At 61.3% G+C, this 14262-nt stretch carries 15 protein-coding genes; 13 read left to right on the plus strand and 2 right to left on the minus strand.

What is annotated here, in order from left to right; all coding sequences use genetic code 11:
* Window positions 1–18 precede the first annotated feature (18 nt).
* Window positions 19–642 (minus strand): TetR/AcrR family transcriptional regulator, encoded by a 624-nt coding sequence (locus R1W00_RS10175; protein WP_317262630.1) that lies wholly within the window; start codon window positions 640–642, stop codon window positions 19–21.
* Window positions 643–739: 97 nt separating this feature from the next.
* On the minus strand, window positions 740–1192 hold the full coding sequence (locus R1W00_RS10180) for a nucleoside deaminase (protein ID WP_317262631.1): 453 nt from the start codon (window positions 1190–1192) through the stop codon (window positions 740–742).
* 77 nt (window positions 1193–1269) lie between these two features.
* On the opposite strand from R1W00_RS10180, the gene R1W00_RS10185 reads away from it, so the two are divergent.
* The 13 genes from R1W00_RS10185 (at window position 1270) to R1W00_RS10245 (ending at window position 14218) form a co-directional block, all read left to right on the plus strand.
* Window positions 1270–2223, plus strand: a complete 954-nt coding sequence (locus R1W00_RS10185; RefSeq protein WP_317262632.1) for a pseudouridine synthase — start codon at window positions 1270–1272, stop codon at window positions 2221–2223.
* A 72-nt stretch (window positions 2224–2295) separates the two neighbouring features.
* Window positions 2296–3096: a TerC family protein gene (locus R1W00_RS10190; RefSeq protein WP_317262633.1), complete on the plus strand. Its 801-nt coding sequence runs from the start codon at window positions 2296–2298 to the stop codon at window positions 3094–3096.
* A 158-nt stretch (window positions 3097–3254) separates the two neighbouring features.
* A complete protein-coding gene (locus R1W00_RS10195; RefSeq protein WP_317262634.1) occupies window positions 3255–4139 on the plus strand; it encodes a 5-bromo-4-chloroindolyl phosphate hydrolysis family protein in 885 nt (294 codons plus the stop codon).
* Between the two features lie 26 nt (window positions 4140–4165).
* On the plus strand, window positions 4166–5356 hold the full coding sequence (locus tag R1W00_RS10200; RefSeq protein WP_317262635.1) for a toxic anion resistance protein: 1191 nt from the start codon (window positions 4166–4168) through the stop codon (window positions 5354–5356).
* 55 nt (window positions 5357–5411) lie between these two features.
* Complete coding sequence (locus tag R1W00_RS10205) at window positions 5412–6323, plus strand: DUF2927 domain-containing protein (RefSeq protein ID WP_317262636.1); 912 nt, start codon at window positions 5412–5414, stop codon at window positions 6321–6323.
* 115 nt (window positions 6324–6438) lie between these two features.
* Complete coding sequence (locus R1W00_RS10210; protein ID WP_317262637.1) at window positions 6439–7575, plus strand: SPFH domain-containing protein; 1137 nt, start codon at window positions 6439–6441, stop codon at window positions 7573–7575.
* 36 nt (window positions 7576–7611) lie between these two features.
* The gene (locus tag R1W00_RS10215) at window positions 7612–8721 is read left to right on the plus strand and encodes a primosomal protein N' (replication factor Y) - superfamily II helicase (RefSeq protein ID WP_317262638.1); all 1110 of its coding nucleotides are present in this window, start codon (window positions 7612–7614) and stop codon (window positions 8719–8721) included.
* A gap of 77 nt (window positions 8722–8798) precedes the next feature.
* A complete protein-coding gene (locus R1W00_RS10220; protein ID WP_317262918.1) occupies window positions 8799–9722 on the plus strand; it encodes a carbohydrate kinase in 924 nt (307 codons plus the stop codon).
* Window positions 9719–10159, plus strand: a complete 441-nt coding sequence (dtd, locus tag R1W00_RS10225) for a D-aminoacyl-tRNA deacylase (RefSeq protein ID WP_317262639.1) — start codon at window positions 9719–9721, stop codon at window positions 10157–10159. The genes R1W00_RS10220 and dtd overlap by 4 nt, the downstream gene beginning before the upstream one ends.
* 107 nt (window positions 10160–10266) lie before the next feature.
* Window positions 10267–11694, plus strand: coding sequence for a circularly permuted type 2 ATP-grasp protein (locus R1W00_RS10230; protein ID WP_317262640.1), 1428 nt, complete (start codon window positions 10267–10269; stop codon window positions 11692–11694).
* A 2-nt stretch (window positions 11695–11696) separates the two neighbouring features.
* Window positions 11697–12638 carry an alpha-E domain-containing protein gene (locus R1W00_RS10235; RefSeq protein ID WP_317262641.1) on the plus strand — a complete coding sequence of 314 codons (942 nt, stop codon included), beginning with the start codon at window positions 11697–11699 and terminating at the stop codon, window positions 12636–12638.
* 5 nt (window positions 12639–12643) lie between these two features.
* Complete coding sequence (locus tag R1W00_RS10240) at window positions 12644–13447, plus strand: transglutaminase family protein (protein ID WP_317262642.1); 804 nt, start codon at window positions 12644–12646, stop codon at window positions 13445–13447.
* 30 nt (window positions 13448–13477) lie between these two features.
* Window positions 13478–14218 (plus strand): proteasome-type protease, encoded by a 741-nt coding sequence (locus R1W00_RS10245; RefSeq protein ID WP_317262643.1) that lies wholly within the window; start codon window positions 13478–13480, stop codon window positions 14216–14218.
* Window positions 14219–14262 lie beyond the last annotated feature (44 nt).

Raw genomic sequence — 14262 nt, forward strand, 5'->3', positions numbered from 1 at the left:
GGCCCTGCGCGGGGGCAATTAGGCCTCTGCGTCGGCCTCCATCGCGGTGGCAAGGCGCATCGCCTTTTCGAAAAACTCGTCCGCGCTCATGCTGGAGATCGAGTTGTGCAGCACCGAGTCCCCCATGATCAGGCAATAGGCCAGATAGGCCCGTTTGCGCGCCTCGTCCTCGCCAAACCCCATGTCGCGAAACAGCTTGGTGATATAGTCGAACCGGATTTCATCGACCTCGGCCACGGCCTTGCGCGGCATTTCCACGCGACGGCCCCAATCGCGGATCGACGATTCAATTTGGGCGAATGCAGGCGAATTTTTGCGCCGTGGCAGTTCGAACAGGCGGCGCATCCGCTCTTTGGGGTCGACCCCGCTGATGGAAATTGACCGGATGACATTCAACGTCATCTTTTTGCGCCAATGGCTGAGCATCGCGCCAAGCAATTCGCCACGGTTGTTGAAATGCCAGTAAAAGCTACCCTTGGTCACGCCAAGCTTGGTGCAGAGCGCGTCAATCTTGATGCCGCGCACGTTCTCGTTCGTCAGAATATCCAACGCCGCCTTGACCCAGTCCTGTTCGTTCAGGGGGCTGCCTTTGTGGCGCTGTGTGGCGCGGCGCTTGGGCGTTGGAGGGACTTCGTCGCTCACCTGTGTCTCCTTTGGGTTCGCCCTACGTTAGGGTACTGTGCGCCAGAGATGAAGGGGCCAAGACGCAACCGCGCCCTATCGTGATTGCAATGTTGCCCTATCGCCGTGCGGCGAAAAACGCGCGCAGCATCTCGGCGCAACGGTTCGCGTCGATCCCGTCGTAAATCTCGGGGACATGGTGGGCCTGCGGATGGGTAAACACACGCGGACCAACCGAGACGCCGCCCGATTTCGGATCCGACGCCCCGTAATAGAGGCGCGCGATTCGCGCGTTGGCAATCGCGGCGGCGCACATCGGACAGGGTTCCAGCGTCACATACAGATCGCACCCCGTCAGACGTTCCACGCCCAACAGGTCACAGGCCGCCCGAATGGCCAGAATTTCGGCATGTGCCGTCGGATCGTTCAATTCCCGCGTCCGGTTGCCCGCCTGCGCCAAAATCGCGCCGTCAGGGCCGATTATGACTGCGCCCACAGGCACTTCGCCCCGCGCTTGGGCGGCTTCGGCCTCGACCAATGCGGTGGCCATATGGGATTTGAACGGGCTCATGCCATCCGTGATGGCGCAAAGGTGGGCCCATGCGCAAGGTGCTTTCGTCCGCGCGCATTTGGGCGTAAACGCATCACATGAGTGAAAAACCGTTTCAGGGCGATCGCATCGCCAAGGTCCTTGCCCGCGCCGGTGTCGCATCCCGCCGCGAGGCCGAACGCATGATCGAAGCAGGGCGCGTCAGCGTCAACGGCAAGGTCCAGACCAGCCCCGCCCTGAACGTGACGTCCAAGGACAAGATCCTTGTCGATGGCAAACCGGTGGCCGAGGCCGAGCCGCCGCGCCTGTGGCTCTATCACAAACCCACGGGGTTGGTGACCACGGCGCGCGACGAAAAGGGTCGTACGACGGTGTTTGACGAACTGCCCGACGGCATGCCGCGCGTGATGTCGGTGGGGCGTCTCGATTTGAATTCCGAGGGGTTGTTGTTGCTGACCAATGACGGCGAGATCAAACGCCGTCTGGAACTGCCCTCGACCGGATGGCTGCGCAAATACCGCGTGCGGGTCAAAGGCACCCCGACCGACGAGATGCTGGTCCCCCTGCGCGAAGGGATCACCATCGACGGCGAAACATTCCAAGGCATGGACGCACATCTGGACCGCCAACAGGGCGCGAACGCGTGGCTGACCATCGGTCTGCGCGAGGGCAAAAACCGAGAAATCCGCCGCGCGATGGACTATATCGGTCTGACCGTCAACCGCCTACTGCGCATCAGCTACGGCCCGTTTCAGCTAAACGATCTGAAACCCGGTGAGGTGGAAGAGGTCAAGTCGCGTGTCCTGCGCGATCAACTGGGTCTGGACAAGGATTTCGCGCCCACAGACAAACCCCGCCCCAAGGTGCGCCGTGGTGGCAAACCCGCGCCGCGCGGTGCCAAGGGCCCGCGCCCGCCGGTGGATGATCTGGACGATTTCGGGTCGAAACGCGGCCGCCGCCCACAGGGGCGTCCGAGTGGTGCCAAACCATCCCGCCCCGCGCGCGGCCCACAAGGCACAGGCAAACCCGGCGGTCCACGGGGAAAACGCTGATCCAATCCCCCCTTGTTTGCCCGTCGGGGATATGGCTTGCTGTGCACGAACGCGTGAAAGGATCTGCAAGCCATGGGCGAGATGCTGAGTTTGGGAAATCTGGTGGATTTCCTGTTGCTGTTTGTTTTGCAAACGGTTTTGACGATGGGCAACGTTCTGGGCATCGGGATTGAGGCCGGTCGCGCGCCCTTGGCCCAACAATCCGCCGTCCGGTTCTGGGGCATCGGCAGTGCGGTCATCCTGCGCATCGTGGTGTTTCTGGCGACGCTTGGCATTCTGAACGGCTTTGGCGGGGCGTTTTTGCACCTTGGCTGGGACGGGGTGATCACCGGCGGCGTCGGCCTGTCTACCCTTGCCTTTGCGGTTGGGGGCGCGATGCTGATCCTGACGGCGATCAAGGAAATCGCGCGCCTGTTGTCGGTAGAACATCTGGACAATGATCTGGACGACCGTGGCGGACGGCCCGGTTTGATGTCGCTGATCGGCATTCTGGGCCTGAACGTGGTCTATGCGTTTGAGGGCACGATTGCCGCCCTTGCCCTGACCACCTACCAGCCGGTGATTTTCGCGGCGTTTCTGCTGCCTTGGGTCGGGGTTCTGATCCTGCGCGATGAACTGACGCTGTTCCTGTCGCGCCGCCGCATGGTTGAGGTGGGTGGCCTGTTCATCCTGCTGGCCGTGGGCATTCTGGCGCTTGGCATGGCGGGGACGGCGTCCGATCCCGTCGCCCCGATCAGCATCTTTGGCATGGCCGTCACCCCGATGTCACAGGCCGCCTTTTATACCACCGTCATCGTGTTGATCGCCGTCGTCTATAGCCAGTCGAGCTTTGCCCGAAAATTGGCCGCCGCGCGAAAAGCCGCGCAAAAATAGGCGATTAGGGATTTCGGATTTGCTGCAAAGGGCTGCCTTTGCTTAACCTGACAAAAGAGTGAGATGGGGAACCGGATGTCCGGCACGGGTTTACAAAAGATTGCGTTCTTTCTGCTGATCGCGCTGGTGATCTATGCGGGTACCGGAGGGGGAGCATAATGGCCCAACGTTTTGGTGGCGCACATAGCCCCGGCGGCCCGCCCCCCGGCACATCCGCAACACGCAAAAAACACCCGTTCGAGGGGCGCAAACCGGCACGCGCGGCGGTGCGCACCAAGGTCCTGTTCATCGTGCCCCTGCACTATGCGATCCACGCCTTTCGCTCGGATGCGACGGATATGGCGATGTATCTGGTGGCGATGGGCGTCCTACTGGGCGGGGCGTGGTTAACGCGTGAGGGCGTGCGCGCGCAAGAGGCCTATGAGGCGCGCACGATCGCCCGCCGTCCTGCCGTTCCGCGCAAAATTCTGGGATCGGTCCTGACCGGTCTTGGCCTCGGCGTTGCGGGTCTGGTCGGTCATGGCGTGGTTGAGGCCGTGATTTTTGCGGTTCTCGGCGCGGGTCTGCACCTGTTTGCCTTTGGCCCCGACCCCCTGCGAGACAAGGGCGCCGAAGGCATCGACATGTTCCAACAGGACCGTGTCGCCCGCGTTGTGGATGAGGCAGAGGAACACCTTGCCGCGATGTCGGACGCGATCCTGCGGGCGCGCGACCGTCACCTGTCTGACCGCGTGGCCCAGTTTCAGGTCACCGTGCGCGACATGTTCCGCACCGTCGAACAGGATCCTCGCGACCTGACGGCGGCGCGCAAATATCTGGGTGTCTATCTGCTGGGCGCCAAGGACGCGACGGTGAAATTCGCCGACCTCTATGCGCGCACCCAAGACCAAAGCGCGCGCGCGGATTATGAGGCCTTGCTGAGCGATCTGGAGAGCAATTTCGCGGCAAAGACCCAGACGCTTCTTCTGGATGATCGCAGCGATCTGGACGTTGAAATCGAAGTGTTGCGCGACCGTCTGGCGCGCGAAGGGGTACGCCCGTAACGGGCCATTATTGGTGGGATAAAGAGATGTCAGAGACTATTCGTCAAAAGGCCGAACAAGATTTAAAAGCGGTCGAAGAAGTCACCGCGAACCTGCTGCCCGAACCCAAGGGTGAGCTGATCACGCTGGATGCGGCGGATGCCTCGACCAGTGACGAGGTCCGCAAGCGCATGGCAGAGCTGGACATGACCGACACCCAGTCGATCATCGGCTTTGGCTCGCGTGCGCAAACCGAGTTGCAGCAGATCAGCCAATCCATGCTGCAGGACGTGCGAAACAAGGACGTCGGTCCCGCCGGCGACAGCCTGCGCAGCATCGTCACCACCCTGCGCGGGTTTTCGGTCAGCGAACTAGACGTGCGCCGCGAACGTAGCTGGTGGGAGAAACTGACCGGCAAGGCCGCGCCGTTTGCCAAGTTTCTGGCGCGGTTCGAGGACGTCCAAGGCCAGATCGACAAGATCACCGACAACCTGCTGAACCATGAACACAAGCTGCTCAAGGATATCAAATCCTTGGACAAGCTCTATGAAAAGACGCTGGATTTCTATGACGAACTGGCGCTCTACATCGCGGCGGGTGAGGCCAAGCTGGCGGAACTGGACGGCGAAACCATCCCCGCCAAGGCCGCCGAGGTCGACGCCGCCCCCGAGGATCAGCAGGTGATCAAGGCACAAGAGCTGCGCGATCTGCGCGCCGCCCGCGATGATCTGGAACGCCGCGTGCATGACCTGAAACTGACCCGTCAGGTGACGATGCAATCCCTACCCTCGATCCGTCTGGTTCAGGAAAACGACAAATCGCTGGTGACCAAGATCAACTCGACCTTGGTGAACACTGTTCCCTTGTGGGAAACCCAGCTGGCCCAAGCGGTTACGATCCAACGCTCAAAAGAGGCCGCCGAGGCCGTGCGCGCCGCCTCCGATCTGACGAATGAGCTGCTAACGGCGAATGCACGGAACCTTCAGGACGCCAACCGCGTTGTCCGTCAAGAAATGGAACGCGGCATCTTCGACATTGAATCCGTCAAGGAAGCTAACGCAACTTTGATTGCAACTATCGAAGAAAGCCTGCAGATTGCCGACGAGGGAAAAGCCAAACGTGCAGCCGCCGAGGAGGAGCTCCAGAAAATGGAGTCGGAACTGCGCGATACCTTGGCTTCGGCAAAAGCACGCGGCGACGGGACCGGCACCAACACCGGCACCTCCGTACCCGCATAAAAACTGGGGGGAACAGGCAATTCTGTACCGACTGGGCGTAAAAACATGTGCGGTGATGGCGGCAATCGTCCTCGCCGCCTGCGAGATGACCACGGCACCCGAAGACGTCGTTCCCCCGCCGCACCGCCCCGATACGGCGGTGCCCGCGCCTTCCCCCGAGAGCGAGGTGATGCGCAACTATTTCAACCGCGTTCAGGCCGATCTGATCACGCGCGGGTTGATGCGCACAGATGGCGGCGGCCCCGATACACCGTTCACGCCGCAACAATTGATCGACAATTTCGTCAACATCGCTTTGTTCGACGAGTATGTGAACGTGAATGGCCGCTTGGTCCCGCGCACGACGACCAGCAGCCTGCGCCGCTGGGACAAGCCGATCCGCATGCATGTCATTTTCGGCGACACTGTTCCTCTGGAACAGCGCGTCGTGGATAAGAAAAACATCCGCAGCTATGTCCAGCGCCTGTCGGGCCTGACGGGCCTGCCGGTCTATCCGGCCTCGCCGGAAACCGCGAATTTCCACGTGCTGATGCTGAACGAAGGCGACCGACGCCACTTCGGCCCCCGCCTGCGCGAACTGGTGCCGGGGGTGGATGAAACGACCCTGCGCACCGTGATCGACATGCCGAAATCGACCTTCTGTCTGGTCTTTGCTTTTTCCCAAGGCAGTTCGTCCACCTACAGCCGCGCCGTCGCCGTGATCCGTGCCGAACACCCCGAGCGGTTGCGCAAATCCTGCATCCATGAGGAACTGGCCCAAGGTCTGGGCCTTGCCAACGACAGCCCCACCGCGCGCCCGTCGATTTTTAACGATGACGAGGAATTCGCCTATCTGACGACCCATGACGAGTTGCTGTTGAAAATGCTCTACGATCGACGCCTGACCCCCGGCATGCGCGAGGCCGAGGCGCGCCCGATCCTGCGCACCATCGTCGATGACCTCTTGGGCACGAACACGCAATCCTAGACCACGGGCCTAGACCAGCGGGACAATCCGGCGTCAATTCCCCCCAAGCGGGGAATTGGCAGCGCCCGCGCCTTGTGTTTTAACCTTAGGCAAATGTTTTCAAAGGGATGGTGCCATGGGTATCTTTGATTTCCTGTCTGGTGAATTTATCGACGTGATCCACTGGGTGGACGACACCCGCGACACGATGGTCTGGCGGTTCGAACGCGAAGGCCATGAAATCAAATACGGCGCGAAACTGACCGTGCGCGAAGGCCAATCCGCCGTCTTCGTGCATGAAGGCCAACTGGCCGATGTGTTCACGCCCGGGCTTTACATGTTGGAAACCAACAACATGCCCATCATGACCACGCTTCAGCACTGGGATCACGGGTTCCGCTCGCCGTTCAAATCCGAAATCTATTTCGTCAACACGACGCGGTTCAACAACCTGAAATGGGGCACGAAAAACCCCATCATGCTGCGCGATCCCGAATTCGGTCCGACCCGCATCCGCGCCTTTGGCACCTATTCGATCCGCGTGACCGATCCCGCCCGTTTCATGACCGAAATCGTCGGCACCGACGGCGAATTCACCATGGACGAGATCAGCTTCCAAATCCGCAACATCATCGTGCAGGAATTCTCGCGCACTATTGCCAGCAGCCAGATCCCCGTCCTCGACATGGCCGCCAACACCGCCGATCTGGGCAAGCTCATCGCCTCCGAGGTCTCGCAACCGCTGGCCGAATACGGCCTGTCGATGCCGGAATTCTACATCGAAAACATCTCGCTGCCGCCTGCGGTGGAACAGGCACTCGACAAACGCACCTCGATGGGGCTGGCGGGCGATCTGGGCAAGTTCACCCAATATTCGGCCGCCGAGGCGATGACCGCTGCCGCCCAGAACCCCAACGGTGGCGGCGGTATGGGTGCGGGTCTTGGCATGGGAATGGGCATGGCCATGGCCAACCAAATGGCCGCCGGACCGTGGGGCGCACGCCCCCAAACCCACCACGCAGGCCCCGCCGCAATGGCACCCCCGCCCCCGCCGGTCGAACACGTCTGGCACATCGCAGAAAACGGCGCGACCAAGGGCCCGTTCTCCAAAGCCGCGATGGGCCGCATGGCCACCGACGGCGCGTTGACCCGCGAGACGCTTGTCTGGACCCCAGGTCAGGACGGCTGGCTCCCCGCCGGTCAGGTCACCGAACTGGCGCAACTCTTCACCATTCTGCCCCCGCCGCCGCCTCCGCCCCCCCCCGGCGTCTAACCTCTTCATCTTGGCAAAAATACTCCCGCCGGAGGCATGAAATCCATGGCACCGCCCCCACCGCCCCCGCACACGGGCGATCATCGCTTTCCCTGTGACCAATGCGGGGCCGACCTGCGTTTTGACGCGGGGGCGAACCGCTTGGTCTGTGATTTCTGCGGCAACACCCAAGCCCTGCCCGAACGCGGCGGCGATCTGCGCGAACTGCCTTATGAACCGGGACAGGCCACCCGCCTGCCCGAGGACGCGCTGGAAAACGTCTCGGTCTCGCCCTGCCCCAACTGCGGGGCGCAGGTGCAATTCACTGGCGCGGATCACGCCACAGAATGCCCGTTCTGCTCCACCCCCGTGGTCAGCCACACAGGCGAAATGCGCCATATCAAACCCCAAGGCGTGGTGCCCTTTGCCCTTGACGAAAAGGCAGCCAAACAGGCGATGACCAACTGGCTGGGTCGTTTGTGGTTTGCCCCCAACGGGTTGCAGGAATACGCGCGCAAGGGGCGCACGATGGACGGGGTCTATGTGCCCTATTGGACCTTTGATGCGGACACGGCCAGCGCCTATGCGGGCGAGCGCGGCGATGTCTATTACGTCTCGCGCACCGTGCGCACCAATGGCAAAACCCGCACCGTGCGCGAACGCCGCGTGCGTTGGTCCCCTGCGCGGGGACGAGTGGCGCGGGCGTTTGACGACGTGCTGGTCCTTGCCTCCAAATCCCTGCCCAAGAAATTCACCGACGCGCTTGCCCCTTGGACCCTTGGCGACCTGAAACCCTATGCGCCCGAGTTCCTGTCGGGGTTCCGCGCCGAGGCCTATACGGTCGAACTGGACGACGGGTTCATCGAGGCGCGCCAGATCATGGACCGCACCATCGCCCAAGACATCCGCCGCGACATTGGCGGCGATGAACAACGTATCCACGACGTCGACACCCGCGTATGGGACGAAACGTTCAAGCATATCCTGCTGCCGGTCTGGGTCGCGGCCTATAAATTCCGTGGCAAGACCTACCGCTTTGTCGTGAACGGCCAAACCGGCGCGGTACAGGGCGAACGCCCCTATTCGCCGTGGAAAATCGCGCTGGCCGTGGTTGGCGCCGCTGTGGTTGCGGGTGCAATCGCCGTCGGGATACAATACGCGAAATAGCGCGGCCAACCGGCAATGATTGCGTTAACATCGGCGGTTAAGTACAAAACCCGCGACTCGGATACGAAGGAATGACCATGATCCTGTGCTGTGGGGAATCCCTGATCGATATGTTGCCGCGCGTGACCGGCGACGATGAACCTGCCTTTGCGCCCCATGCGGGCGGCGCGGTGTTCAACACGGCGATTGCGCTTGGCCGTTTGGGGACGCCCGTGGGGTTCGTGTCGGGCCTGTCAAACGACATGTTCGGCGACATCCTGCGCGACACCCTTGGCGCGTCAAACGTCGATCACAGCCTGACCATCACCTCGGACCGGCCAACGACGCTGGCCTTTGTGACGCTGACCAACGGTCAGGCGTCCTATGCGTTTTACGACGAAAACACCGCCGGTCGGATGCTGTCGCCCGAAGACATGCCCGCCCTGCCCGATCAGGTCGAGGCCGCGTTTTTTGGCGGCATCTCGTTGATGGTGGAACCCTGCGCCAAGGCCTATGAATCCCTGATGGCGCGCGAAAGTGCGGCGCGCGTCACCATGATCGACCCCAACATCCGCCCCAGCTTTATCAAGGACGAAACGGTTTACCGCGAACGTCTGGCGCGTCTGTTTGCCGTGTCCGACATTGTGAAACTGTCCGATGAGGATCTGTTCTGGCTAGAGGGCGAAGGCGACATCGAAACCCTTGCCCAAGGTCTGTTGGCGAAAGGGCCCAGCGTGGTTTTCATCACCGAAGGTGCCAAGGGCGCACATGCCTTTACCACCCGCGACACCGTGTTCGTCCCCGCCCAAAAGGCCGAGGTGGTCGATACCGTCGGGGCCGGTGACACGTTCAACGCGGGCGTTCTGGCCGCGCTGCATGCCGAGGGCAAGCTGAACAAATCCGCCCTATCGGCCATTGACGCGGACACGTTGCAGGTGGCCCTGACCCTTGGGGTGCGGGTCGCGGGCATTGTCGTTGCGCGCGCGGGCGCTAACCCGCCTTGGGCACAGGATCTGGCATGAGGGCGCTGATCCAACGCGTGCGACAGGCGTCGGTCACGGTCGACGGTCAGGTCATCGGTGAAATCGGCGCGGGCATGTTGATCCTTGTCTGTGCGATGGACGGCGACAGCAGCGCGCAGGTCGAAAAACTGGCCCGCAAAATCCCCAAGATGCGGATTTTCACCGATGAGAATGACAAGATGAACCTCAGCCTGCTGGACACCGGCGGGCAGGCCCTGATCGTTAGCCAGTTCACGCTGGCCGCCGATACCTCGCGCGGGAACCGTCCGGGGTTTTCGACCGCCGCCCGCCCCGAGGTCGGCAAGGCCCTGTACGAGGAATTCATCGCCGCCATGTCCGCCCAAGGGATCACCGTCGCCACAGGCGAATTCGGGGCCGATATGCAGGTCGCCCTGATTAACGATGGGCCGGTCACAATCTGGACCGAGGTGGAGTGATTAATTTTTAATCACCCGCCCCGAAATTGGGCCAAAACGCCTGCGACATTTCACACGCCTTAACGGTTCGCGTTGCGGCCCCTGAGCAAACGCATAACGTCATTCGCATGAATGAGAAAACACCGTTTTTTGACGAACTGCAAAACCCTGACGGAACCGCCCGCGCCCCCTATGCCGGGTTTGACGATTGGTTTCAGGGCCAAGACACCAAGCACCTGTTGAAAAAGTCGCAAGAGGCGGAGACGTTCTTTCGCCGGACAGGCATCACCTTTAACGTCTATGGTCAGGCCGAGGCGGATGAGCGTCTGATCCCGTTCGACATCGTGCCGCGCGTGATTTCCGCCGCTGAATGGGGCCGGTTGAAACGCGGGATCGAACAGCGGGTGCGTGCAATCAACGCCTTTCTCTATGACATTTACCACCGTCAGGAAATCATCCGCGCCGGTCGCATCCCCAAAGAGCTGATCGCGCAGAACGACGCCTTCCTGCCCCAGATGATCGGCGTCACACCGCCCGGTGGGGTCTATACGCATATCGTGGGCGTGGACCTCGTGCGCACGGGACCGGACGAGTTTTTTGTGCTGGAGGACAACGCACGCACCCCGTCGGGCGTGTCCTATATGCTGGAAAACCGCGAAACGATGCTGCAGATGTTTCCCGAGCTGTTTTCGCGCATCAAGGTCCAAGAGGTCTCGGATTATCCGGTCCGTTTACGCCGCTCTCTGGCCGCCTCTGCGCCGCCCGCAACCACGGGCAAACCGGTTGTGGGCATCCTGACGCCGGGCATCCATAACTCGGCCTATTTTGAGCACTCGTTCCTTGCCGATAACATGGGTGTGGAACTGGTCGAGGGGCATGATTGTCGTCTGGTCGACGGGCGCATCGCCATGCGCACAACCCGCGGGTACAAGGCGATTGATGTTCTCTATCGCCGCGTGGACGACGAATATCTGGACCCGCTGACGTTCAACCCGAACTCGGTTCTGGGCATTCCGGGGATCATGGATGTGTACCGGTCCGGCGGGATTACCATCGCCAATGCGCCCGGCACCGGCATCGCGGATGACAAGGCGATCTACAGCTATATGCCCGACATCGTCGAATTCTACACCGGCGAAAAGGCGATCCTGCAGAACGTGCCGACGTGGCGTTGTTCTGAGCCGGACTCGCTGGCTTATGTGCTGGACAACCTGTCCGACCTCGTCGTGAAAGAGGTTCATGGATCGGGCGGCTACGGCATGTTGGTCGGCCCCGCCGCCAGCAAGAAGGAACTGGCCGCCTTCCGCAAGAAACTGACCGCGCGTCCGGGCAACTATATCGCGCAACCGACGCTGGCCCTGTCCACCGTGCCGATCCTGACCAAGGCCGGTCTTGCGCCGCGCCACGTGGATTTGCGGCCCTTTGTCCTTGTCTCACCGGACAAGATCGACATCACGCCAGGCGGTCTGACGCGGGTGGCGTTGAAAAAGGGATCGCTGGTCGTGAACAGCAGCCAAGGCGGCGGCACCAAAGACACTTGGGTATTGGGGGAATAACCATGCTGGGCAAAACCGCAGGTGGGTTGTTCTGGATGTTCCGGTATCTTGAACGCTCGGAAAACACGGCGCGCTTGGTTGAGGCGGGATTTCGCATCGCCCTGACGCGCCCTGATAGTTCGGCCGATGAGTGGGCGTCGGTTCTGGACACGGCCGGTGTGCGTGGCCTGTTTGATATGGCGGGCGGCACCTATGATGGCGCGTCGGTGGTTGATTTTCTGCTGCGCGATCCGGCCAACCCGTCGTCGATCCTGACGTCCATCAACGCCGCGCGCAGCAACGCGCGCATGGTGCGCACCGCCCTGACCCGCGAGGTCTGGGAGGCCGTCAACGAAAGCTGGATGACGCTGACCGACACCCTGCGCCGTCCGGTGCGTGAGGCCGATTTGCCCGGTGTCCTGAGCCTGATCCGGCGCCAGAGCGCGCTGGTGCGCGGGTCGATGCATGGCTCGATGCTGCGCAATGACATCTATGACTTTGCGCGGCTGGGCACGTTTATCGAACGCGCTGACAACACCGCGCGTATTCTGGACGTGAAATACTATGTCCTGCTGCCGTCGTTCACGCAGATCGGGTCGTCTCTGGACAATGTCCAATGGGAAACCATCCTGCGCTCGGTCGCGGGTGAGCGGGCGTTTCGCTGGCTGAACGGGCCGGACATCAACCCCAAGGGGATCGCCGAGTTCCTGATCCTTGACGGGCGCATGCCGCGGTCTCTTAAATTCTGTATGTCCAAGATGTCGGACAACCTGTCCTACCTCGAACAGGACTATGGCTCTGAATTGCAGAGCCTGAAACTGGCCAAAACCCTGCGCGCCAACATGAGTAAGGGTGGCATCGACGGGATTTTCGACGAGGGCCTGCATGAATTCCTGACCCAGTTCCTGACCGACACTGCGCAATTGGGCGCATTGATCGAACAGGACTTTCGGTTTTACGGTTAGGTATCATGCGTCTGAAAATCCGACATAACACCCAATACACATATGAACGGCCCGTCACCTATGGCCTGCAACAACTGCGCCTGACGCCCAAGAACGACCACAACCAACGGGTTCTGGACTGGACCATCACGATTGAGGGCGGACAAAAGGAACTGGCCTTTCAGGACCACAACGCCAACCACGTCGACCTGATCGGGTTTAGTGGCGACGGCCACACGATTTCGATCCTCTGCGAGGGCGAGGTTGAGATCACCGACACAAGCGGCGTGGTCGGCAAACACACAAGCCCCGCGCCCTGCTGGTACTTTCAACAGGCCACCGACCTGACACGCGCGGGTAATCAGACCCGTAAGCTGATCAAGGGGCTGTCGGGCGATCACGCTCAGGCGATTGAGACGCTGCACACCCTGTCCGCCCGCATCCGCGACGCGGTCGCCTATGACACCGGCCACACCGACGCACAGAGCACCGCCGAGGACGCCCTGTCGGCCGGTCACGGGGTCTGTCAGGACCACAGCCACATCTTTATCGCGGGGGCGCGCGCCCTTGGGTTTCCGGCGCGCTATGTGTCGGGGTATCTGATGCTGAACGACCGCATCGACCAAGAGGCCAGCCACGCCTGGACCGAGGCGCATGTGGATGGAATCGGCTGGGTGGGCTTTGACATCTCGAACGGGATTTCGCCGGACGGGCGGTATGTTAGGGTTGCAACGGGCCGCGATTATCGTGAGGCCGCGCCTATTTCAGGCATACGAGTTGGTGATCACGGCACGGAACAACTTGAAGTCCATATACAGGTTCAGCAATAAGTCTGGGCTACGCCACCTGAGGACCATTCGATGACATATTGCGTTGGGCTGCGCCTGAATTCCGGTTTGCTGTTCATGTCCGACACGCGCACCAACGCGGGTTTGGATAATGTGTCGACCTTTCGCAAAATGCATGAATGGAGCGCACCGGGGAAGGCCGCGATCACGGTCATGACCGCCGGCAACCTTGCGACCACACAGGCGGTGATCAGCCTTCTGGACGAACGCTCCAAGGCGCCCAGCGAACGCGCACCCTCGATCCTGGAACAGCCGTCGATGTATCAGGTCGCGCGCCTTGTGGGCGACACCCTGCGTGAGGTCATCGCGGGCCACGCCGAAACCGGTCAGCGCGCGGATGCCGCGTTTAACGCCACGATGATCGTCGGTGGCCAGATCGGCGAAGGGGAACCGCGCCTCTTCCTTGTCTACCCCGAGGGCAATTTCATCGAGGCCAGCGAGGACACCCCGTTCTTTCAGATCGGCGAAACCAAATACGGTCGCCCGATCCTTGTGCGCGCCTTTGATCCTAACATGGGGTTTGAGGATGCGATCAAACTGTTGCTGGTCTCCTTTGACAGCACGATCAAGGCAAACCTGTCGGTGGGCCTGCCTCTGGATTTCCAGATCTATAAGGCTGGCAGTTTGACCAGCGCGCCCATCCGCCGCGTCGAACGCGATGACGCCTATTTCCAAACGATTTCGGACGGATGGGGCGATGCTCTGAAACTGGCGTTTGACAGTTTGCCCGCCTTTACCCTGCCCGACGCCTAAGACGCGCCATTTCCTGACTCAACAAATCCGAACCTGACCCGTTT

Source organism: Rhodovulum sp. FJ3 (assembly GCF_032918305.1).
Lineage (GTDB): Bacteria > Pseudomonadota > Alphaproteobacteria > Rhodobacterales > Rhodobacteraceae > SAT37.